Genomic DNA, 22,856 nt, shown 5'->3' with positions numbered 1-22,856 from the left:
AAATTAACTATGCCACTACACACAGATCATACTGTAATTCAGGCGTACATAGTTGCCCCTGACTAAGCTGAATTGCCGTCTGCTTCAGCCCCTTGTAATCCACCTTGCCACTACCAAGTTTGGGCAGCACGTCCACAGCAACGACCTGTGCCGGGATCATCAGTGGATTCACCCCCGCCGCGAGCATTTTCTGGCGGATATCAGTAGCGCCCTCGGTGATCAGCAGCACCACCTTTTCGCCTTTTTTATCGTCCTGGAGACTGGTAGCGCCAAACTCGGTGGTATCACTGTTTACCACCCCGGCGACGGCCGCCTCCACAGCGCCCAGACTGATCATCTCGCCGCCAATCTTGGCAAAGCGGGAGTAACGATCGACAATACTCAGGAAACCATCGCTATCTATATGCCCCTTGTCACCCGTGCGATACCAGCGCCGACCATCCAGTTCGATGATGGCATCGTCGGTTTTCTCAGGGTCATTCAAATAGCCCTGCATAACCTGTCCACCGGAAACCAGGATCAAGCCGTCTTCGCCACCGGGCAGCGACTCCAGCGATTCGGGATCGACAATACGGAAGCAACTGCCAGGCAGCGGCATACCCACTGTGCCCGGCTTGTTACCCGTCTGAACCTTCCAGTTGTCCGGGTCCATGGAATCAGGCACGTTCACACTGGCTACCGGTGCGGTTTCGGTGGCGCCATAGCCTTCGAAGATGGTCTTTTTGAACTTCAGTTCGAAACTGTTACGCACCTCGGGTGCTAGCTTTTCAGCACCGGCGACAATCACACGCAGAGAATCCAGCATGCCCGGCACCACCTTATGGTTGCGGGTATACAGCCGCAAGAAGGTGGCGGTACCACACAGAATACTCACCTTGTGACGGTAGATCGCCTTGCCTATATTGAGCACATCGGTAGGGTCCGGGTGGCATACCGCAGGAATCCCCTCCACCATCGGCAGCAGGCTGTTTACCGTCAGGCCGAAGGAATGAAACAGCGGCAGGCAAGCCATCATGGCATCGTTTTCAGCGGTGTTGAGCACATCGCTGATCTGCTTGATGTTGCCCATCAGGTTGCGGTGGGTCAGCACCACGCCCTTGGGTGTCCCCTCACTGCCGCTGGAGAACAGAATCTGCGCCGGGCTCTCCAGTGTGGTACCGCGTCCGTACAGGTAACACAACCAAGAGGCTGGCAACAGATAGGCACTGATCAAATGCGTCAGCAAACGGGTTTTGGTCATGCGTTCGCGTACGTCCTCCAGGTAGACCACCCGGGTACCGGCCAGCATCGCATCCAGATCGAGCCCGCGATCCAAGAGCTTTTTGGCAAACCGCTCAGAGGTATACACGGTATCGATTCCGGCGCTGCGAATCGCCGCTTGCACTGAGTCCACGCCTGCGGTGAAATTCAGATTCACGGCGGTCTGGCCATTCAGCATCACCGCCAGATTCGCCATCACCCCCGCCGCACTGGCAGGCAGCATCAGGCCCACGTTCTGCTGGCTACAAATTTTCTTCATACTGCGCGCCATCGCGGTAGTACCCGCGATCACCTGGGCATTGCTGTAACGCTTATCACCGAGCGTATCGATCAGACTGACCGAATTCGGACGACGCTTGGCCTGTTTCATCCATGCCTGCGGCAGAGGCTCCAGCGTGGCAGTGTAGTCTTCCCAACCATCCACCGACAGTTCGAACACCTTTTGCTTAAGCGCATCGGTTTTGGTACTCAGCGGTAAAGGTTCACCCAGCGCGACAATCACATTGCGCTTGAATCCATCGGCTGTGTTCTCACGCAGTTTTTCGCTATACGAGCGGGACAGGCGACTACCCCACAGACCACGCAGGTAGAAGGGCACGATCACTCCCTGCTCAACACCCTCCACCGCTTTCTCATACCCATGTCGGAACATGCCCAAGTGTCCTGTGCGGCTGATCGCACCTTCCGGGAACAGGCACACAACCTCACCCTGTTTAAGGCACTGATTGACACTCTCCAGCGCGCCCTGGCTGTCACCGGCACTGATCGGAATCGCACCAAAGAGCTTAAGAAAAGGCTTGAGATACCAGGTTTCGTAGATACTGCGCAGCATGACGAAACGCACAGGACGCGGGCAGGCGATCTGTACCATGGCCCAGTCAATCCAACTGATGTGATTACCCAGTAACAGCACGCCGCCCTCTTTCGGCAGATGCTCCAGCCCCGATACACTCACCCGGTAGCGACGTTTGAGAAGTACAGCGACGAAGATGCGTACCAGCGAATGAGGCAGACAGTACAGCGTGTAAGCGGCACCCGCGACAGCCACAACCGCCAACAGGTAGAACAGACCGGTGCTACTGAAACCCAGCAGCGAAAACAGCACCGTCAGCCCGAGAAAGCCGATCATCGCCAGGTTCTGAATCCAGTTGTTGCCCGCCAGCACCGTGCCCAGATTCTGTTCACGTGCGGTGTATTGGATCAGTGAATTCAACGGCACGATAAACAACCCACCGCACACACCGATCAACAGCAGCAGTGCCGCCAGAGAGTACAACCCACTGAACAACGGCATGACCCCCAGACAGAGGGCGATACCTATAGCGCCCAGCGGCACCAGACCCAGTTCAATATGCGCACGGGAAGCACGGCCAGCAACAATGGAACCGATCAGAATACCGATACCACTAACGCCCAGCAGTCCCTGAATCACCAGCGTATTGCTCTCGTCCAGCGCCTCTTTGGCATAGGCCGGAAATGCCGCCAGCAGCACCTGAGAGATCGCCCAGAACATCGCCAAACCGACAATAGACAACCAGATAGCCCGGTTGCCTCGAATCGCACGGAGGTTACCGCGCAGATAACCGCCCTTCACATAGGTGCTCACACTGAATGTCTTGCCAGGTTCGCCCGCGTCCCGCTGAGGCATTCGTCCGGCTAGAATCCACTCGACCACAGACAATACCACCAGCACCAGTCCCAGCGGTGCGATCGCGTGCATCACTTCAGAGGTGTCGCTGAAATCCGGCTGGTAGAAATACTCGAACAGCCCGGAAAATACAATCGTACCCGCCAAAATCGACACAATGGTGGTCGCCTGCACCAAGGCATTACCCTGAGCAAGACGCTCATCGCCGAGCAATTCGCGGATATAGCCATACTTGGCCGGTGAGTAGATCGCACTCTGAATCGACAGCAGTAACGTCAACCCGAATGCTACCCAGAACCAGCCAGCCATATAACTCAGTGCAATCAGCCCCGTACCAGCAATAGCAGCCAGCGCACCGTAGCGAATTACAGTCGGCTTGGGAAAACGGTCGGAGATAAACCCGGCAGGAGAAAATAACAGGATGAATGGCAGCAGAATCAGGCCGTTAATCAGCGCCGTGAGAATCACCTGCAGGTTGCCATCCCAGGTTTTGAAGATGGTGTTCTGAATAATAATCTTGTGACCCAGATCCACAAAGGCGTTAAGAAACACCACAAGGGTATAGGCCAGAAATCCTTTAACTCTGAAAAGCTGGTTCATAATCAGCGTCCTATTGCGATTTATTTGTTCCGCGCCATCATGATCAGAATCAGAGCGAGGTACAACCTCCCTGTGAATAGTTGCGCAAAAGCCACCGCAAAGTATTATATAACGATACTTTCATCCCGGACGGCTGAAACGAAATAGCAGGAAACCCATGGCCAGACAGACCAAAGCACTGATCACCACACTGAAACGCGCCCTGAAAGCCCACGGCAAAACCTACGCCGATGTGGCCACAGCGCTGGACTTATCCGAAGCCAGCGTAAAACGACTACTATCCACACACCAGTTATCCCTGGACCGGCTGGAAGCCATTGGCCAACTGATCGGACTGGAGATCACTGATTTGGTCAAACAGATGGAAGAAGATACGGGCCGTATCGAACGGCTTACCGTTGAGCAGGAACGCGAAATCGCAGGCGATCTGACGCTTTTGTTGATCACCGTGTGCGTGCTCAACCGCTGGACTCTGGACGATATCCTGCAGGTCCATCAGCTTGACCCGCACACCTGCACCCAGAAACTGGCGCGCCTGGACAAACTTCAGCTTATCGACCTGCTGCCCCGAAACCGGGTCAAACTGAAGGTAGCTGCCAACTTCAACTGGATCGAAAATGGCCCGATCCAGCAGTTCTTCCAGCAGCGTATCGCCAGCGAATACTTCAATTCCCGTTTTCAGGCCGAGGATGAGAACCTGATCGTGCTTAACGGCATGCTGTCGAAATCATCCAATCAGGCATTCCAACGACGCATGCAGCGCCTGGCGCGCGAGTTTGAAGAGTTTAACCGGGAGGATGTTGCGCTGGATTTTGATACGCGTCACGGAGCGACCGTGATCATTGCCATCCGCGGCTGGCACTATGGACTGTTTAAAAACGCTGGGGGTGAGCACTGAGAAACTCCACTTATGCATAACGTCCACGAGCGTCGCATTTGACGCGATTTTCATGTGTATATAAACTTCAATCTATACACATTACTGAGATTAAGGCCATGCGTACAAATATTGAAATTGATGACAAGCTGATGAATGACGCGCTCAAAGCTACGGGCCTGAAAACCAAGAAAGAGGCAGTAGAACAAGGACTCAAGGCCTTGATTAAGCTGAAAAAACAGGAGGGAATCAAGCGCTTCAGAGGAAAACTAGAGTGGTCGGGTGATCTGGACGACATGAGGCGTGTTTCGTGATCCTTGTGGATTCCAGCGTCTGGATTGACTACTTCAGCGGCAACGACTCCGCAGAGGCCGATTTTCTCGACCGCACCTTGGGCAATCGCGAAGTTGCTATTGGCGACTTGATACTCACAGAGGTATTGCAGGGGTTTCGGCACGACAAGGACTACAAAGTTGCCAAGAGCCTGTTGGAGGAACTTACTGTATTTGAGCTTCTCGGGACAGAAATGGCTATACAGAGCGCAGACAATTTCCGAAAGCTACGTAAGAAAGGTATTACTATACGGAAGACCGCCGACGTTATCATTGCATCCTACTGTATTGAGCATAACCTTCCTTTACTCTTCTCAGATAACGATTTCCAACCCTTCGTAGAGCATCTGGGCCTGCGAAATGCGACATACGCATAACGAGTCTGTCGGATTCAGCATCAACAGCTCCTGTGATATTCAGGACTAAATTCGAGCAAAAGCTCAGGATGTCCCGTGTGCTCATCCACCTGTTCGCCCAGCGAACAAAACCCATGCTGCTGATAAAACCGGACACTTGAAGCATTCTCCCGGTAGACCGTAAGCTGTAGTGTTTCCCGTCTGGACTTGGCATCTTCAAGCAAGGCCGAGCCTATGCCCTGCCCCTGTAACTCAGGTGCCACGAAAATTGCGGCCAGGCTGTTGCCGAACAGACTGTAGAATCCAACCACCCGCCCCTGATCTTCATACACACGGGTTTCCGATGCAGGCAGGTAGATATCACGCATATCACTGACCTTGGACTCCCAAAAATCAGCGCCAATGAAGTGATGAGCCTGAATTGATGCAGCAAGCCAGATGGTCAGGATTTGATCCAGATCGGATGGCTGGTAATCGCGAATCATGGGGTTATGCTCCTATGCGTGGACGCTGTGCCTCAAGGGTGATGACAAGATCATCCTGTGACGGTTCCTTACCATACTCATACCCACCCGAAGCGATAACATCGGTAAACCCCACTGCATTCAATGCCAGTATCAACTCATTAACCCCCCACCACCGCAAATAAAACAGATCCATTTCCGTCGTAATCAGTTGCCCCTTACTCCAGTGCTCATACCTCAGATACGACAAAGCTGTCTGGTTAACACAATCCACTTGCGGTGCACTCGATGTTAAGGTGAGCATTTCATCCTCAGAAATGCTCCAGCGACGTATTGAATCAGATGCCTCGATCATGCCTTTCATCGCATCAATATCCAGTATTATGCGACCACCCGGCATAAGATAACTATAAAGTCGTCGTAACACCGTCATGGCTGCACTGAAGTCAAAAATCAGCTGAAAGGTCCCTGCCGGTATAATGATTACTTCAAACTTATCTGAATAACTAAAGTCACTAAATGTCTGGCATGTCAGTTTGGGAGATAAATTACGTAGTGAAGACTCACGTCTGCAGTAAGCCAGCATCTCTTCAGATGCATCAAATCCTTCGATATTAAAGCCCTGCTCCAACATCGGAATATAGATACGGCCATTACCAACCCCAGGCTCCAATACCGGACCAGAACAACCCTCAAGACGGCTCGAGTAATACTCCAGATCACCAAAAGACCGACCTATGGGTTTATCCAAATGGTAAACCCATGAAGCCAGCTTACCGTATACATTTTCCATAACCCACACTCCTACAATATGGCTGCTTCATATGAAGATACTTCAATCAAGTTCTGATCAGGATCTCGAAAATAGAATGATTGAATAGGCCCATTCGCTCCGGTTCGGGTGACAATGCCTTCAATAACACAAACACCCTTCTCTGCTACCTGTGCTAACGCATCACGAATCGGCAAAGTGGTAATAAAACACAGATCGGCCGAGCCAGGTGTCGGATGATCCGCTTTTGGCTCAAACTCTTTGCCGTACTGATGCAGATTGATCTTTTGCGAACCAAACTTCAGCGCCACTCGCCCTTCACCAAACACCTCTTTTTCCATACCGAGAATGTCGACGTAAAACTCAACAGTCGTATCGATATTCCTGACTGTGAGTACTAAATGATCAAGATGTGAAATCAACGAATACACTCCTGTTTTTTGGCCACAACAATGCTTGCGTTAATAGGGATTTATATCGACAGCAACCGCTGCGTATCTGTAATGACGGCATACTCACCCTCAAGATTCGCCAGTGACATGGCATGCACCTCGTCAGCGCTGCGCTTTGTGCCAGAGTAGTCCACTTTATCGAAAGCAAAGGTCGCATCTGATACCACCTGCGTATGGAAACCCAGGTTGCCAGCCGTACGCGCGGTCGCCTCGACGGAATTATTCGTGCTCACACCAACGATCACCAGCTGTGTAATGCCGCGCGCGTGCAACCAGCGCTCCAGACCGCTATGAATAAACGCATCCGGCACATTCTTCTCGACAACATGCTCGCCAGGCAAAGGAGCCAAACGTTCCTGAAACTCGACACCCGGCTGTCCCGGCCAGAAGGGCGAACCCGGAGTTCTGGAAATATGCCGAACATGCACCACCCTGGCATCAGCACGGCGCCAGGCATCCAGTAGTGCGGCAATATTACCCTCGGCATCCGGATTGTTTCGCGGCCCCGCCGACGCATCCGCCATACCTTTTTGCATATCAATAATCATCAGAGCCGGTATTTCTGTATGCATCGTTGAACCTGGTATCGAGAAAGTCACGTGTTGATCAGAGACGCAAATGTACCACTTGCGCGTCTGTATGGCTTCTACCTGCAGAGCAGCGCCTGCAGCCACATAACAAGATGTGATTAATATTACTCATACAGGAATGAAATAACATCGTTTTCATTCATGTAAATTTCAACGTATAAAGTACACCGAGTCTTCAAGTACAGAAGACAGATCAGACAGCGACAGGGATACCAGACAGCAATGAATCAAGATTTCACTTTCAGTATTAAGCGTATTCGCTTCGATGAGCACTATCAGCCATCGGACAGTACCCGTATCACCACCAACTTTGCCAACCTGGCAAGAGGCGAGTGCCGTCAGCAGAATTTGCGTAATGCACTGAAGATGATAGACAACCGTTTCAATGCGCTCGCACATTGGGATAACCCGCAGAGCGACCGTTACTCAGTCGAGCTGGAAATCATTTCCGTGGATATGACAATCGAAGGCCAGGGCGACAGCTTTCCCACGATTGAAGTGCTGAAAACCAATATTGTGGATCATGCCACCAACGAGCGTATCGAAGGCATTGTTGGCAACAACTTCTCCTCCTATGTGCGGGACTATGATTTTAGCGTCTTGCTGCTTGATCATAACAAACAGCAAGACCAGTTCAGCATCCCGGAGAATTTTGGTGATCTGCATGGCAAGCTGTTCAAGTACTTCGTCAATTCGAAAGCCTATCAGCAGCACTTCAAAAAACCACCGGTGATCTGCTTAAGCGTGTCCGATAACAAGACCTATCACCGCACAGAGAACCAGCATCCGGTCTTGGGCGTGGAATACCAGCCAAACGAGTCATCACTGACCGAGCTGTATTTCAAAAAAATGGGGCTGGACGTGCGCTACTTTATGCCGCCCAACAGTGTTGCGCCGCTGGCCTTCTACTTCTTTGGTGATCTGCTGAACGATTACACCAACCTGGAGCTGATCAGCACCATCAGCACCATGGAAACCTTTCAAAAGATTTACCGGCCCGAAATTTATAATGCCAACGCTGTCGCCGGAAAATGCTATCGACCGAATTTGAAAAACCCGGACCACTCAGTCACTCACATCGTGTATGACCGGGAAGAGCGCAGCACCTTAGCCATCGCACAGGGAAAATTTGCTGAAGAGCACTTTATCAAACCCTACCGGGCCATTCTGGATAAATGGTCAGCTAACTACGCCTAATCAATCACTCAGATAAAAGTATTTAACATGAAAACACTCTTACCGACATCCACAGCAGGCAGCTTACCGAAACCCTCCTGGCTGGCACAACCTGAAACACTCTGGTCACCCTGGAAACTGCAGGGCGCGGAACTCATTGATGGCAAACAGGATGCGCTACGCCTGTCATTGCAGGAACAGCAACAGGCAGGTATCGATATTGTCAGTGACGGCGAACAAACCCGCCAACACTTTGTGACAACCTTTATTGAACACCTGAGCGGCGTTGATTTCGAAAACCGTCAAACGGTCCGAATCCGCAACCGCTATGATGCCAGCGTACCCACCATCGTAGGCCCGGTTTCGCGACAAAAACCCGTGTTTGTGGAAGATGCCAAATTTTTACGTCAGCAGACCACGCAACCCATCAAATGGGCATTGCCTGGCCCCATGACCATGATCGATACCCTGTATGACGACCACTACAAAAGCCGTGAAAAGCTCGCCTGGGAGTTTGCCAAAATACTGAATCAGGAAGCGAAAGAGCTAGAGGCAGCGGGTGTGGATATCATCCAGTTTGATGAACCCGCCTTTAATGTGTTCTTTGATGATGTGAATGACTGGGGCATTGCCTGTCTGGAGAGAGCCATCGAAGGGCTGAAATGCGAAACGGCTGTCCATATCTGCTACGGCTATGGCATCAAAGCCAATACAGACTGGAAAAAAACCCTGGGATCGGAGTGGCGGCAATACGAAGAAATCTTCCCGAAACTGCAACAATCCAATATCGATATCATCTCGCTCGAATGCCACAACTCACGTGTGCCCATTGAGCTACTGGAACTGATCCGGGGTAAAAAAGTGATGGTCGGCGCTATCGACGTGGCCACCGACACCATCGAAACACCCGAAGAAGTTGCAGAAACACTGAGAAAAGCCCTGCAATTTGTCGATGCCGACAAGCTGTATCCTTGCACTAACTGCGGCATGGCACCCCTATCCCGCCAGGTCGCCACAGGTAAGCTCAGTGCCCTGGCAGCTGGGGCACAAATTGTGCGTGATGAACTGCTCTCAAGATAAAATCCGACATACGGAGGGCTACTGTGAAGCGGTAGTCCTCAGCCCGACTTCAGCGGTAATCCATCCGAAGTGTAGTTTCAGGATTGCGCAGCTTCTGCCACCAGACCGCTCAACAATTGCTCAAGGAAGGCGAAGAAAGTGGTCTTGAGAAGTGTCTTTGAGAGGCGCCGAAACTGTAATCTGCAAGCCCAACGCCTTCGCCACCTTGGCGACAGTGCTAAACGTCGGATTTCCGTCCGGTGATAAAGCCTTATACAAGCCTTCACGAGTCAGACCCGTATCCCTTGCAAGTTGACTCATATTCTTGGCCCGCGCGATCACACCTAACGCCTGCACAATAAACGCAGGATCGTCACCCGCCTCTTCAATACATGCTTCCAAATACAGCTGAATATCCTCTTCGGTTTTAAGGAACTCAGCCGAATCCCAACGAGTCGTTTTGATACCCATAGCCTATACCTCCAACTGCTTCGCCATCTCTTTGGCTTTTGCGATATCAGCTGCTTGAGAGCTTTTATCCTGTGGTCTTTGAGAGACTCGAACCACCTAGTGAAATGCGCTGTCTTCCTGACTTCTATCATGTGTTAACTGTAATTTACAGGCCAATATATATCAACTATGGTTTACACCACCATAAGTCACCGTTTGGTGACTTATGATTTCGTCCAATAACTTTCTTGGTTACTAAAGACCCGCTCTAGCCTATCCAAAAACTGGCTGTAGATATAAAGCTGAAACTTACCCCCTACTAACGATTGCTTCGTTTAGTGAAGAAATAACATTGGCTATATATGACTGGTCTTCGCTGACTAGAGCCTGGTTCTCGCCTGACGAGGTATTAAGAATGACAGAGTATTTTGCCTTTTTCTTAATCCAGGACAGGACTGCTAACGCAATCAATACTAATCCAGCTATGAAGACCCACCCACTTCCAAACAAACAAGCTAAGCCGATTACAGCAAGCATAATCGCACCGACTCTATCTGGAGCCGTCACTCCAGACTTTACGGAGGTTACATTACTCATAGCATATGTCTGGCCGTCAACAATGAATCGGCTATTACTGACACTTACATTTCCTTGGTTGAAGAATATTTTTTCTTCCATTTCCCTGCCTCGATTTGTGGGTGAATTATTGCCTAACGTTTAGGATTTAGCCCATCCTATTGAAAACACCATTAAAGTCATACTCGCAACAATTGCAACCAGACCGAAGGTGGCAAGAAATTTATAAATATTGCCGGTAGGTATGGGTATTTTCGGGTCCATATATTCTTTAATGCTTGGATTAAGCCCTGCTACCAAAGAGTATGGACTTAAATGAGTTAATGATCACTGAACTTTTACAATAGCACTCTCTGCTCTGGTATACGGCCGGTGCCAGAGTGCTTTGATCAGATACCTTGCCACCGCGCACTACCATCAACAAGATGGTTTGCACCTGTACTAAGCCTGAAACTAACTGACTTTAAACCCGTGCCTTGAATAGTTCTAGCCACAGGTTAACCAATGAATGTCTCCTGCATCGCTCTATCGTACATCCCTGTAGGGGTGATTCCCCTGCTGTCAGTACGGAAACTGAGATCAAGGCGCTCATTGAACGTAAGATAAAAGAGCCCTGATATATATTTGTTACAGACTATCACCTTGCAACTATGATAACAGATAAAGCAGTCTATCTTGCAGATGGACAACAGACTGGCCGCTAACGCGGCCAGAAAAGCAGTTTTACCTATTGACTCCGAGAGGGCTGATATGTGTTATGTTCACGATGGCTCAAACTTATGTAAAAAGGTATCAGTAGCAGCAAGTAATAATTGAAGCTTACATGCTAACAACACTGCATAACCAACAACCAAGCATTGCCGGCCAGCAACACGTTTAGAAACATCAAGTTCATAATCATCGTTCAGAAGAGTGAGAATATTATTTACGATATTGAAGTTCTGAGCAAACTCCATATCATTATTGAACTTTACAATATGAGTATTGTTTGCGACTTGAAGCCCACGCATAGCTTCAAGCATGACTGATAGGTCAAGACTGCTGATCAAACTGTTTACCGAGGACTGTATTGTAGCCACTAAGTCAAAGAACCTATCAAAGCCAGAGTTATCTACTTCACATAGTGCACCATAATTGCGTACAACACTTTTATTTTCCAAGCACTTAAATGACTGATAACGAGTCTTTTGATTTCTATCTAACAAAGGATAAATATCTATTGCTGGAACTATGTTCAGTATCCTGATTTGGCCTTGTGCGAGTGAGGTGAACTGTTCAGACTCAAATTTAGACATTATTTCATCTTTAATAGCTAACACCAAATCACTAAAATGATGAGGGATAGGTCTATAGGTATATTTACATTCGTCTGACGGCTGTTCTACTGAGCGATATAAGTCAGTTAAAGTTAGAATTAGCTCCCTACGTAGTTCACCAACAACAGGTAAAAGTTGAACGACTGTGTTATTAATACGTGAGAGAGGTTCTTTAAATTCTTCACTTAGCAATTTTTTCTCTGCAAGAAGCACTGAGCGTCGAGTTAGATCAATATTATTCCTGTAGTTAACAACACCTAAGCCAAGTGCAAAAACAGAGACAACTATTCCCAATACAGCCATAAAATCAGTTAATTCCATAATACCTCTTAGTACACATAGCGCCAGGCTAATCAGCAGCTAAGCCGATGTAATTTTTATTTTAAAGTGTAGCGTAGCTAAGCCACAAAAATAGCGCAGGCTTGGACATCTGCGTGGAGTCTCTCATTATATTACTTAGGCAATGAGTTCAATATACCAACAATAAAACTGAATACAGTATTTCCAGAAATTCCATAAACGGTATTTTCTACAAGCTTTCTTAAAGTTATTAAAGTATTTTTATCGTCACGATATCGTTGAACTTCGGTTTCAATAAGGTATTTAGTTTTGTCATCTAGCCCGTTATCGATTCCAGATTGAATCAAATTTATAAGATTTTCAGGCAAACCTTGATACTTTTCAAGCTCTCTAGATAGTTCTCTTTGTGCAAATGACAAACTGGAGCATATCGTGCTTTGTAGATCACTCAATTGACTTTCCAAGCTTTCAACTCTAGATCTAAAACCATCATTTTCCGCCTGGTACATTAATAGTATTTTTTCACTATTCCTAAGTTCTAAAGCTGCCATTTCAAGCTTCATTTCAAGCCGTTCTGCATCTATCCTATTTTCTAAAACATCATTAGCCTTCTTTCCACCCACGACCACCTGTCCAAACTCATTTAAAGACTTTTCAATGCTTTCTACTTCTCCAGATGGACTCTCAATTATAAGCTTAACTACATTACCACTCTGCTCGATTTTTACCTTTGCTTGTGTCCCTCTGTACTTTTGATGCAAAAACTCGTTAAAATATGAGAGGATAGAAAGCCCAGCACTTGCTTGATGGGGTTCAAATATTATGGTTTTAGATAGATGCACAACATCATATTCACTTTCGCCAACCCCACTTTCAAATTCAAGATCAGGAAAACCTGTAAGTACAACTATTACTTCAAATCCCCCGCTCAAACTTGGATCTATTACAGTCCCCACAACAACTATTGCTTCATCACCAACGACTTCTTCTATTTTATCGCCTACCGTTGAAAACTCTCCAAGCGTCAAATCCATACCTGCTAATATACAAACAATGCACCCTTTGGCCCGGTGAAGTTGGTTACTTTTTAGTAAGGGGGTTTCTAACAATTTAATCATTGATTCTTCCGCTCTTAGATCTCCTTTAACTTTGGAAAAACCAACAATACTCAGCCCCATGTTCGAAATCACTAGTTTAAGATCGGCAAAGTCTACATTTATCATTCCCGGCCTTATAAGTAGATCTACCATGCCTTTAACAGCAGCCTCAAAATATCTATTTGAACCTAGAAATAGATCTTCAGGCTTAACTATTTCATGCTTAACCGACTCTGAATTTAAAAACTTGTCGTTTTCAATACATATCAGAGAGTCAGTATATGTAGATAAAGCCTTGTAGGCTTTTTGAGCTACACTTACCTTTCGACGCCCCTCAAATTTAAATGGAAAAGAAAATAGACCTACACATAAAACACTATTCTCTCTGACTATCTTTGCCATATAAGGAGACACTTGACTTCCAGTATCTCCACCCAATCCTGAAACAAGAAAGACAATGTCCTTTCCAACAATTTCATTTACTAATTTTTCCTTAAAAAAGTGTACATGGCTAGAGATATGAAAATGGTGATCAATATCATCAGTTAAGTCATTTAAGTATGGCTTAGAATTATGAACATATAGAACACTAACAGAATCTCGAGAGCTCAATCCTTCGGAAATCTTATATGCGATTTTACATCCAACTGTTCCAATACCTATTAGCACTATAGATATTTTTTTTTCAACATGTTCTACAAGTTCAAGCATCATTCTGACTCATTAAATATAACGCCGCTCAGCACGCACGGCTATGGAATTAAGGCGAAGCCGCAAGGCGCTTTTCGGGTCTGCTGGATTTGTCTTGTTAGGCGGCTAAGGCCGGTAGTTACCTATGAAGTACCATTTCTTACCGCCAGAGCATGTACCTTGCTCTATGATGTATCTCGCGTTGTTCTTGCCCACCCTATAACTATCGTTACCGCATCCATAATTTGGTGTGCCCTTCCTGCCGCGCTTATAGTGTACATGGTTTGTTGAATAGGTGAGGCTGTTTGCATAAACGCCCCACCTATTGGCTGTTTTCTCCCCCTCAGCATCCGATTCCGATACGTCCTCATCCAAAGAATTCAGGAAATAATCAATGATCAGATCCTCAGAGATATAATCAAGTTCATCCGCATTTGTTTTCAGTGCATTGGCCGTTTCTTCAATGATCGTCTGAATGCTCATTTTTCTCTCCTTGAGACATTGATGGTCTTTGTGGTTGTGCCAAGCAAGGGCGCCATCGTTTCCCTACGCCTAACGCCAAGCTCAGCCGTGGAAGGCCGCGCCGCGGCCTGACGTCGGCTGGAGCGACGTGTTAGATTCATTGGCCATGATTTGGATCCGAGACGTATTTTGCAATCGCAAAATTGGCTGCATCGCTCCATCTTGCTGACTGGATCGCGAATGCCGTGGAAACGAAGCCCGTAAACCAGACCCAAGAAAAGCCATATATATCGAAGATAAGCGCGACATACAGAAACCCCAATAGACCAATCGTAAAGCTGACAAGTGTTGCTTTCGCGGCCTTTTCGCTGTTCATTCTTTCAACATCGCAAATTCGGGCCGCTCGATTGCCAGCCAGAGAGAGCTCCTTCGCCTCTTGAATTAGTGTTTTTGTCTTCTTGACTGTCCAAACTGAGCCAATAGACGAAAACAGACACATTCCGAAAAATGCCAGCGAAATCGCTTTATCGAAACCGCCATTAACGAGGGCCAGAAGTCCTGCAGCTATTGAACCAGCAAAAAGAATAATGGTTTTCATCCACGCGTCTTTTGCCAGCTTGGCGTGCTGCGCCCTCATTGCCACAGGAAGCCGATTATTGATTGCACTATTAATCAGTGGAGTAATCAGGAACAGACCCGCGGCCAAGAAGAACGTTACAGCCTTTACAGTTGTACTTTCGTAAAACGCTTCCAAGTTTCCTCCCGACAGAACGCCCGCGTAATAGGCGCGAGCTTGCGAGCGTCCTAATTGACGCGATTGTTAATTTTTTTGCTGCTCAAATGGGCCAAATTTAATAATATCGGCAATAGCCGATCCAATAGAGGGGGCCGTGACGCCTTTCCTTAAATCAACAGTCATAATAATGCGCTCCCCTGATGTATTTTCATCTAGCAGAGCGATTAGGTTTAGCAGCTTCTCATGGAAGTCTCTAATTGAATTCGGTTTCTCAGGCACTTCAACACTGCTGTGTTCAATAGTTAACATGTTGATGCGAGAAATCTTTACCCCTTGGGCTCTCTCAAGCTGAATCATTTGCTTAGCTTGTCTGCAGTGATTTAGAAAATGATGATTTTTCAAGCCAACAAGCAACTCAATTAAATCAATGGGTAGTGACGTGGCAAACTTATTCAAATAGTCGTCTATCTGGGCAGTGAACTTACTATTCTCCTGTTCAATAAATTCGCCCCAAGTTATTACATCTTCCCCATATCTAGTCTCGTTTGAAAAGAAATCTTGTCGAGATATTTGATCATAATATTCTTGAGAAAATAGATTTTCAGGAACTAACTTTACGAAGTCACCTGTTACTCTAGTCGTTGTCACCTTATAGGTTTCGGAAAGAACTTCCATATAGCTGACAACCGCTGGCTTTAAAATTGTTAGTAGCTTTTTCAGGGTGTTCTTTTCAACTTCTTCTTCAAATTTTCTTTGGGCAAAGTCTTTCCGTTCGCTCAGCTTGTGAGATATGGAATTCAAGAATAAACCAATAGTAATAACTCCCAGAACAACTTGAGCAGTCACTACGAGAAGAAGTGGGGCAGCATCAAGCCTTGGAGTCAGATCACCAAAACCTAATGTAGTGACTGTGACGACACTAAAATATAACGATTGCACATAACCTATTGAATCACCTTTGAAGTCATTGGCGAATATAAATACATAAACCAGGCTGAATATCAAAATATTGGCTAAATAAATCACTCCATAAGCAAGTGGTGGGTAGGAGGTAACATCCAAGAAATTTTTGTGATTCGTCTTTACACTCAATTTAACCTCTGGATTCCATTCTGAAAATTAACGCCTTGGCTTTGCGGCGCACCGGAGCGCTAGCGTAGGTGCGTCCGACAACAGCCTTTTGATACTCATTGAGCCTTCTCCCCAGCCTAGCCAGATTGGCTAAGCTGGAAGGCGACGAAACCAAAAAGGAGAAGACCCAATGAACTTTTATACTACACAACATCCGTACTATTGTGGAATCGATTTGCATGCACGGTCTTTGTACGTCTGCATTCTGGATGAAACCGGTGAAACCATCCTGCACCGCGAAATCAAAGCTCGACCAGAACCCTTACTGGATTTATTAACGCCCTATATCAGCAACATTGTTGTCGGTGTCGTGTGCATGCACTGCTGGTACTGGGTTAGCGATGTCTGTGCTCAACATGGCATCGACTTTATTCTGGGCCATGCGCTTTATATGACAAATTCTTCAGGAAAGAATTTGGGCAGCTTTAGCTGGCCCGAAGGGAAAAGTACAGGACGTACTTTTCAACACCATCCATGGCGGCAAAGCCAAAAACGACCGCATCGATTCCTATAAAATCGCTCACCTTATCCGTGGCGGCAACTTCCCGTTGGCCTATGTGTACCCACCCAAAATGCGTGCTGCTCGTGACTTACTCCGTCGTCGTACCCGTATCGTTCGTCATGGTGACGACTTAAAAGCGCATGTGAAAAACACCACCAGCCAATACAATTTGCCACCGAATAACCTGGATCTAAAGTATCCTTGCGCTCGGGAAGCGATGCGGAACTGCTTTGATGATGCGTTCGTGCAACGCAATATCGATCTGGACTTAAACATCATCGCGTTTTACCGCCATGAACTCAGCTCAATCGAGTGCTTTATTGAAAAGCATGCCAAGCATCACAACGGCCGAGATTACCACATACTCACCAGCTTCCCTGGCATTGGTCGCATTCTGGCACTGACGATTCTGTATGAAGTCGGTGATATTGGTCGTTTTAACACGGTACAGGATTTTGCTTCGTATAGCCGACTTATAAAGTGTAAAGCCGAATCAGCGGGTAAAAGCTACGGCACTCAGGGCAATAAAATCGGCAATGCGCATCTGAAGTGGGCCTTTGGCGAAATTGCTGTGCTATACCTGCGTGGTAACGACAAGGCAAAAGCCTACTTGTTAAAACTACAAAAACGTATGAGTAAAGCCAAAGCCCTCTCGGCTCTGGCGCACAAAATTGGTCGCTGCGTGTACTACATGCTGAAAAATCAAAAGGTGTTCGATGAAAAACGTTTCCTGACCGGTTAAGTCGCGGGGCAAGGTGAGCTGAACGTCTAACTGGAACACCCTGGCTGATGCTCAAATGAAGATTGGGTTACCCTTAGCCATATACGTTGAATCACCTATCTTCTGGCACACAGCCGTAGCCAGAGCGCTTTGATTAGACACCTTGCCGCCGCGCACTACCATCAGCAAGATGGTTTGCACCTGTACTGAGCCTGAAACTAACTGGCTTTAAGCCCGACGCCTTGAATAGTGCCAGCAACAGGTTAACCGATGAATGTCTCGGCTTTGGCTTCCTGCGTCGCTCTATCGCCTACATCCTTGTAGGCGTGGTGCCCCTGCTATCAGTACGGAAGCTGAAACCAGCAGGCGCTCATTGAGCATGAGATAAGAGAGCCCCGATATGTGTTTGTTGCAGGCTATCGCCTGGCAACCATAATGACAGATGAAGCAGTCTATCTTGCTGATGGACAACAGACTGGCCGCTACCGTGGCCAGGAGAGCGGTTTTACCTATTGACTCCCGAGAGGCTCATATGTGTTAGGCATTTTTGTTAAAATCCCGTGATAGCATCTGGGAAGCTGCAGAAGCCTCATACATGCCAACCCCTTTTATTTGCTTGGCGATTTCATAACCCTCATCTCGGAATTTCGCAAGCATTGAACTTAACTCAGTTAATTTGCTTGTATTCAAAACCATCCTAACTGCTGTTCCCCTGCATATATGTGGAAGATCAATGTGCTCCTTTCCAACTTCATCCAGCTTAATGCCATGATCCCCAGAGCAAATTAAGAAACTACCACCCAGGCGACAAATTCTATTGATCATATAAAGTCCGAAACCAGAGTTATGCCAAGGATCATTGGTATCGATGATTGCTCCCTTATAATTTTTACTGGAAATCGCTGGCATTAGAGCCTGCTGGATGGCGTCACTATGATTTTCAATTTGAACATGAGGGTTATTCTTTAGGGAAGCTTTAAGCCCTATACCGTTGTCAATAATTGCTATTTCAACTTTACTGTAATAAGGCCAATATTGTGCGCAATATTCTATACTCTTCGATTTACTATGTTCATAAACGTTACGCATTATTTCACGTATTGAAAATGTAAGAGCATCAACAAGGTGCCCACTATTTTGCTGCGCTAATATTTCAGCAAGATGAGCGGCGCGCCGCTCTATAACCTCCTGCTCTGCTTCCCACTCTTTAGTCGCCTCATCAACGATAGTCTGAACCCGAAGAATCGTATAAGGAACAAACTTTTCATTTCCGTCAACACAATTAGGTTCTCTACCGTGCTTCAGGCCAAAAGCTCTAAAGAACGCCATATTAGCCGCGTAATCTTTAGATTGATAGCCCATGCAGGAAACGACCGTATCCTTATTTCTACGATTAAACTCCCTGATATATTTCGCAACATAAACCATCGTAAATGGCTCTATTCGTCCCATGCTGGAGAAATCAATTACAACTTTATCCGCACCACAATGCTGCTCAATTTCATTACAAAAATCGAAAACTGCCTTGACATCACATGTCGATGGGTAATTTATTACTGGCACATAACCTCCGTATGCCTAACGAGCCTGCCGGATTAGACATTTTGAAATCAAAATCCCGAGCATCGACAGCCCCTTCATCATTCTGTTAATTGTGACCTGCTCAAACCAGTGAACTTTGCCACTCATTCAAACAGTCGATACTCATCAGTTCAGGCTATCACAGTCACCATTTGGTGGATTATGACTTAGCTCAATACCTTTGTTGTCCCTGAGTCGCAATTTTCTCAAGGTTATGCACCATGCAGTACATCAACCACTGTGCATTCACCTTGGATTTACCCCTCAGAGTAAACCGATTCAAGCCTTTATTACTTTCCAGGTTACCGAACACCGGCTCGACTGTACCCAATCGTTGGCTGTAGATATGGCGGCCCATTGGGCTGTCGATCTTCTGCTTCATTTTCTCGATAAAACTGGACAGGGGTTTGCGCTCACCCAGTGCAAAGCTAACCTGACGTCCATCTTGTTGATTGGGTCTACGCAGGCATTGATGTTTTAGAGAACAATCTCGACAGTGTTGACGGTAACCCTGGAAGCTGATGGTTTCTTGCTCACCTATCAAACCCTTGAAGCGTTTCCACATGGGCTGGCCAGCCGGGCAACGGCAGGTTTCCGTCAGCGGATCATAATCAAAGTCAGCGGATGTGAAGCGTTGTGCTACCTGTCCACCGCGTTCTTTACGTCGCTGAGCTTTAGCTGATTTGAAGGTCACGGATTCAGCAAAGCGTGGATCGCGTTTACGGAACTGGTTATCGGCAATGTAGCCATCGATACCCAAGCGATAGATCAGCTTCATATTGGCATCGCTGTGGAATCCACTGTCAGCCGTAATCTTGGTTTCACGCAGAATCGAGGAACCTGGTTCGATCTGCCGGAACTGGCGATGAATCCCCATCAACATAGGTTCCAGGGTGTGCTGTTCTTGACCCGCACCATAAGCGTGGGCATGGACGATAATCTGATGTTTGTTATCAACAGCAGCGACACCGTTGTAGCCTTGTATCACGCCCCTTGAAGTCTTCATTTTTGCACTATCGGGATCAGTGATATTTCCCTTGACCGGTGTGCCACGCTGACCGAGTCGTTCAGGCGCGGTCGCTAAGTGCTTTTTTATCTTGTTTCCAGTTTTTCAATCTGGGCCTGTTCTCGGGCGAGGATTTCAGGCGGTTGATCCTGACGGTCACCTTGCTGATGCGCGGTCAGCATGCGTGAAACCGCACGGTCTATCTTGGCTTGTTTACGGTTTAATTCAGCGCGTGTACCACTCCACTCCTTGGCCGCATTGGACGGTAGCTTACAACCATCAATGGCAAACATTTCTCGACCAATCAGGTTGAGTCCATCACACACCATCAGCACATGCGTAAACAGTGGTGCAATCACTTCATCCATACGGGAGATAAACTCAGCAATCGTGCTGTGATGAGGTTGGCTGTCAGCCGACAGCGCCATGAAAATCACATTCTCACGACACGCTTGAGCTATCTTACGGCTACTGGTGATCCCTCGGGAGTAAGCAAATAACACCACCTTCAGCAAGATTGCCGGATCATAAGCCGGAGCACCATTGACGTCATTGCGATAGCGGGATTCAAACACGCTGAGATCAAGATCAGTATCCACGACGTGGTTCAGCGTATATTCAAAGGTGCCAGGTTGGATCTGATCCGCAAAACGCAGCGGAATCATCTTGGTCTGGTTGTAATCGTAGTGCTTGTACCGCGCCATCCGTTGCCACCTCTGGTCTCAAAGTCGATTCATTGATCTTAGCGGATCACTGTGCCACCCGCCAAGGGCTGGGGGACTTATCCGACAGCCTCAACGCCAAGCACAACGGCGCGAGCTTGCGAGCGTCCGGCAGCCGAAGGCTGCGAATTGATGCGCTTGGTTATGTGCTACCCTGCAAGGGCTAGGCATCGGATGTAATTTCAATAAGTACAAATTTTGACGCGTTTTCAGATTTTCCAAACTTCAGCCAAGGCTTCCCTGTTCCGTCATCCAACCTGCTGGATTCGGCTTCAACCTCAGATACATTCAGAACCTCGAAGATTTGGGCGGGACTATCACCTGCTCTCAGTCCTTCGTCTTCTGAATAGCACGCGATGGGTTGCTCCGGATCATACTGCTGAAGTTTCTCTATCAATTCTTTGATTTTCATGATTACTCCAATACTCCTCATTTCGCCAAAGCACATAACGCCTAGTTTAGGGAATAGAGCCGCGTAGTAGCGAAAGTTCCAGCCCGCTTTTAAGCAACTACAATTATTTTTTATATGCAAATATCTGGCAATGACCAAGAAATTTCTAAGCTTGAATCAGCGTCATTCTTGACTAACATTTCTTTGTCTCTCAACTTAGAAAAAATATAGCTTATTTTGGAGGGTGATCTAATACCAGTCAGATCCCGTGCTTGCTTATTGTTAATAGTACCGTGTTTTTCAATAAACTTTATGATTATATCTTCTGGTTCAGAGTTAAGACAGTGACGGATTGTAACTCTAACAAAATTACCATCTTCCAATATTTCTGGTGGATGCTTTCCTATAGCCACCATTTTTTGGAATGCAGTATTAATCCCTTCGCCCAAGTCCTTGTTTGGTGAGGACGGATATCTAGATAATAACCGCACTATCTTTGAATTTCTTGAAAATCTATTTTCTAAAATATTTTCTACTTTCACAAATCCAGGAAGTTTTCCAGGGCTTCTTATCTCAATCCGGTCATTATAAATACCGACGTAAATATTGTCTGAAATCGAGTAGTCTCGGTGAATAACAGCGTTTGTTAACAACTCCCAAATTGTTTCTTTTGGGAAAGACATTGGAAATAATCCATCAAGAGTCCAAACCTCATGCTTTTTTAATAGCTCTATTATTATCTCGTATGCATCTTTAATTTGCTGATAAATTGGCTTTTCAATAGAGACAATGTCATCAGTTAATGAATCTCTTTCTGGATCTTCATCTGCCGTATTATACCTTGCAATTCTTATAGCACACTGCTTAGGAAATACAGCTGACGGATTCTCTGCAAAAAGTAAGACAGCTGCTGCCCTAGGGGTCCATTCCTTATCTACCAAATTTTGCTTAAGGAGAATATCTAAGGGGTCTATACCATCAGAGGGTAAAGAGTTTACAAAATCTTTAAGGTGGCTAGAGGACTCTATCTCATCAATTTGAGCATCAGGAATAATTATATCCTCGTAAGATCTTTGTCCCTTTGCATATGCTAACTCTGCTATACGAAGATTACCTTTAATTTCTTGGGATTGGGCGCCTAGACGCACAATAACTTGCTTCTTACTTGTTTCATGTACCTCTAATCCCTTCTCGATAGTCACATGAAGAACATAACCAGGTATTCCCTTTTGTCTTAAGAAGGCGCAGCGATAATCGATGGTAGGTTCAGGCATCGATAGATTCTGAATTATCTCATTAAATTTTTCGTAATTATCAACTGGTTGCCATCTCGATAGCGGATCATCTGAAACTTTGTCATCTGCGACACCGACGACAAACTCACCTCCATCAGCATTAGCAAATGCAACTGCTATTCGTTGTACCTTATCGCCTTTCAAACCATATGCTTTGCGGTCATAGAAGTGATCCTCTTCTCGCATACAATAGTACAAAGCATCTTTCTTTGTAACTTCTCTAAATTCCATTCTCTAGAATTCCATAACTATTTAAAAATATAACGCTTTGCACACCGGACGAAAAAAGCGTAG

22 protein-coding genes and 1 pseudogene are annotated in these 22,856 nt (G+C 46.8%); 6 read left to right on the top strand and 17 right to left on the bottom strand.

The genetic code is table 11. From position 1 onward, the window contains the following. Positions 1 to 7: 7 nt before the first annotated feature. Positions 8 to 3,508 (bottom strand): acyl-[ACP]--phospholipid O-acyltransferase, encoded by a 3,501-nt coding sequence (locus ADINL_RS09165; RefSeq protein WP_051632687.1) that lies wholly within the window; start codon positions 3,506 to 3,508, stop codon positions 8 to 10. A gap of 157 nt (positions 3,509 to 3,665) precedes the next feature. On the opposite strand from ADINL_RS09165, the gene ADINL_RS09160 reads away from it, so the two are divergent. From ADINL_RS09160 to vapC, 3 genes are all read left to right on the top strand, one after another. Continuing rightward, a complete protein-coding gene (locus tag ADINL_RS09160) occupies positions 3,666 to 4,406 on the top strand; it encodes a helix-turn-helix domain-containing protein (RefSeq protein WP_036546786.1) in 741 nt (246 codons plus the stop codon). 98 nt (positions 4,407 to 4,504) lie between these two features. Next, positions 4,505 to 4,699, top strand: coding sequence for a type II toxin-antitoxin system VapB family antitoxin (locus ADINL_RS09155; protein WP_036546783.1), 195 nt, complete (start codon positions 4,505 to 4,507; stop codon positions 4,697 to 4,699). Next, on the top strand, positions 4,696 to 5,094 hold the full coding sequence (gene vapC, locus ADINL_RS09150; RefSeq protein WP_036546779.1) for a type II toxin-antitoxin system VapC family toxin: 399 nt from the start codon (positions 4,696 to 4,698) through the stop codon (positions 5,092 to 5,094). Before ADINL_RS09155 ends, vapC begins: the two co-directional genes overlap by 4 nt. Before the next feature lie 20 nt (positions 5,095 to 5,114). Here the strand turns inward: vapC and ADINL_RS09145 are convergent, their stop codons facing one another. From ADINL_RS09145 to ADINL_RS09130, 4 genes are read right to left on the bottom strand one after another with little or no spacing between them, the layout of a single operon-like run. Next, on the bottom strand, positions 5,115 to 5,558 hold the full coding sequence (locus ADINL_RS09145) for an N-acetyltransferase (RefSeq protein WP_036546776.1): 444 nt from the start codon (positions 5,556 to 5,558) through the stop codon (positions 5,115 to 5,117). A gap of 4 nt (positions 5,559 to 5,562) precedes the next feature. Next, on the bottom strand, positions 5,563 to 6,330 hold the full coding sequence (locus tag ADINL_RS09140; protein WP_036546773.1) for a class I SAM-dependent methyltransferase: 768 nt from the start codon (positions 6,328 to 6,330) through the stop codon (positions 5,563 to 5,565). Between the two features lie 11 nt (positions 6,331 to 6,341). Then, positions 6,342 to 6,731: a VOC family protein gene (locus ADINL_RS09135; RefSeq protein WP_036546771.1), complete on the bottom strand. Its 390-nt coding sequence runs from the start codon at positions 6,729 to 6,731 to the stop codon at positions 6,342 to 6,344. A gap of 50 nt (positions 6,732 to 6,781) precedes the next feature. Continuing rightward, positions 6,782 to 7,333 (bottom strand): cysteine hydrolase family protein, encoded by a 552-nt coding sequence (locus tag ADINL_RS09130; protein ID WP_036546768.1) that lies wholly within the window; start codon positions 7,331 to 7,333, stop codon positions 6,782 to 6,784. A gap of 240 nt (positions 7,334 to 7,573) precedes the next feature. On the opposite strand from ADINL_RS09130, the gene ADINL_RS09125 reads away from it, so the two are divergent. Beyond that, a complete protein-coding gene (locus ADINL_RS09125; protein WP_036546766.1) occupies positions 7,574 to 8,548 on the top strand; it encodes a DUF1852 domain-containing protein in 975 nt (324 codons plus the stop codon). Between the two features lie 27 nt (positions 8,549 to 8,575). After that, on the top strand, positions 8,576 to 9,607 hold the full coding sequence (locus ADINL_RS09120) for a methionine synthase (protein ID WP_036546763.1): 1,032 nt from the start codon (positions 8,576 to 8,578) through the stop codon (positions 9,605 to 9,607). Positions 9,608 to 9,727: 120 nt separating this feature from the next. Here the strand turns inward: ADINL_RS09120 and ADINL_RS09115 are convergent, their stop codons facing one another. The 7 genes from ADINL_RS09115 to ADINL_RS09085 form a co-directional block, all read right to left on the bottom strand. Then, positions 9,728 to 10,057, bottom strand: coding sequence for an addiction module antidote protein (locus ADINL_RS09115; protein WP_051632686.1), 330 nt, complete (start codon positions 10,055 to 10,057; stop codon positions 9,728 to 9,730). Positions 10,058 to 10,345: 288 nt separating this feature from the next. Further along, positions 10,346 to 10,714, bottom strand: coding sequence for a DUF6232 family protein (locus ADINL_RS09110; RefSeq protein WP_036546761.1), 369 nt, complete (start codon positions 10,712 to 10,714; stop codon positions 10,346 to 10,348). Positions 10,715 to 11,373: 659 nt separating this feature from the next. Continuing rightward, entirely contained in the window at positions 11,374 to 12,249 is an 876-nt protein-coding gene (locus ADINL_RS09105) for a hypothetical protein (RefSeq protein ID WP_036546759.1), read from the bottom strand. 131 nt (positions 12,250 to 12,380) lie between these two features. Further along, a complete protein-coding gene (locus tag ADINL_RS15965) occupies positions 12,381 to 14,039 on the bottom strand; it encodes a cell division protein FtsZ (protein ID WP_051632685.1) in 1,659 nt (552 codons plus the stop codon). Between the two features lie 102 nt (positions 14,040 to 14,141). Continuing rightward, complete coding sequence (locus ADINL_RS09095) at positions 14,142 to 14,498, bottom strand: hypothetical protein (protein WP_036546757.1); 357 nt, start codon at positions 14,496 to 14,498, stop codon at positions 14,142 to 14,144. Between the two features lie 136 nt (positions 14,499 to 14,634). Continuing rightward, positions 14,635 to 15,231, bottom strand: a complete 597-nt coding sequence (locus ADINL_RS09090; protein WP_036546755.1) for a hypothetical protein — start codon at positions 15,229 to 15,231, stop codon at positions 14,635 to 14,637. 66 nt (positions 15,232 to 15,297) lie between these two features. Next, positions 15,298 to 16,305 (bottom strand): potassium channel family protein, encoded by a 1,008-nt coding sequence (locus ADINL_RS09085; RefSeq protein WP_036546752.1) that lies wholly within the window; start codon positions 16,303 to 16,305, stop codon positions 15,298 to 15,300. A gap of 169 nt (positions 16,306 to 16,474) precedes the next feature. On the opposite strand from ADINL_RS09085, the pseudogene ADINL_RS09080 reads away from it, so the two are divergent. Then, positions 16,475 to 17,588 (top strand): annotated as a pseudogene (locus ADINL_RS09080) (IS110 family RNA-guided transposase). A gap of 516 nt (positions 17,589 to 18,104) precedes the next feature. On the opposite strand, the gene ADINL_RS09075 reads toward ADINL_RS09080, so the two are convergent. The 5 genes from ADINL_RS09075 to ADINL_RS09060 all read right to left on the bottom strand — a co-directional run bounded on the left by ADINL_RS09075 (position 18,105) and on the right by ADINL_RS09060 (position 22,793). Next, positions 18,105 to 19,130, bottom strand: a complete 1,026-nt coding sequence (locus ADINL_RS09075; protein WP_036546749.1) for a hypothetical protein — start codon at positions 19,128 to 19,130, stop codon at positions 18,105 to 18,107. 190 nt (positions 19,131 to 19,320) lie between these two features. Further along, complete coding sequence (locus ADINL_RS16570; protein ID WP_204368224.1) at positions 19,321 to 20,154, bottom strand: transposase; 834 nt, start codon at positions 20,152 to 20,154, stop codon at positions 19,321 to 19,323. A gap of 86 nt (positions 20,155 to 20,240) precedes the next feature. Then, a complete protein-coding gene (locus tag ADINL_RS16565; protein ID WP_204368223.1) occupies positions 20,241 to 20,858 on the bottom strand; it encodes a transposase in 618 nt (205 codons plus the stop codon). A 181-nt stretch (positions 20,859 to 21,039) separates the two neighbouring features. Then, positions 21,040 to 21,288, bottom strand: a complete 249-nt coding sequence (locus tag ADINL_RS09065) for a hypothetical protein (RefSeq protein WP_036546745.1) — start codon at positions 21,286 to 21,288, stop codon at positions 21,040 to 21,042. Positions 21,289 to 21,398: 110 nt separating this feature from the next. Then, positions 21,399 to 22,793 (bottom strand): ATP-binding protein, encoded by a 1,395-nt coding sequence (locus tag ADINL_RS09060; protein WP_036546743.1) that lies wholly within the window; start codon positions 22,791 to 22,793, stop codon positions 21,399 to 21,401. Between the last annotated feature and the right edge of the window lie 63 nt (positions 22,794 to 22,856).

It is taken from the genome of Nitrincola lacisaponensis, assembly GCF_000691225.1.
Classification (GTDB): Bacteria; Pseudomonadota; Gammaproteobacteria; order Pseudomonadales; family Balneatricaceae; genus Nitrincola; species Nitrincola lacisaponensis.
Note: the sequence above shows the minus strand (reverse complement) of the source record. Positions and strands in the feature narration are given on the sequence as shown.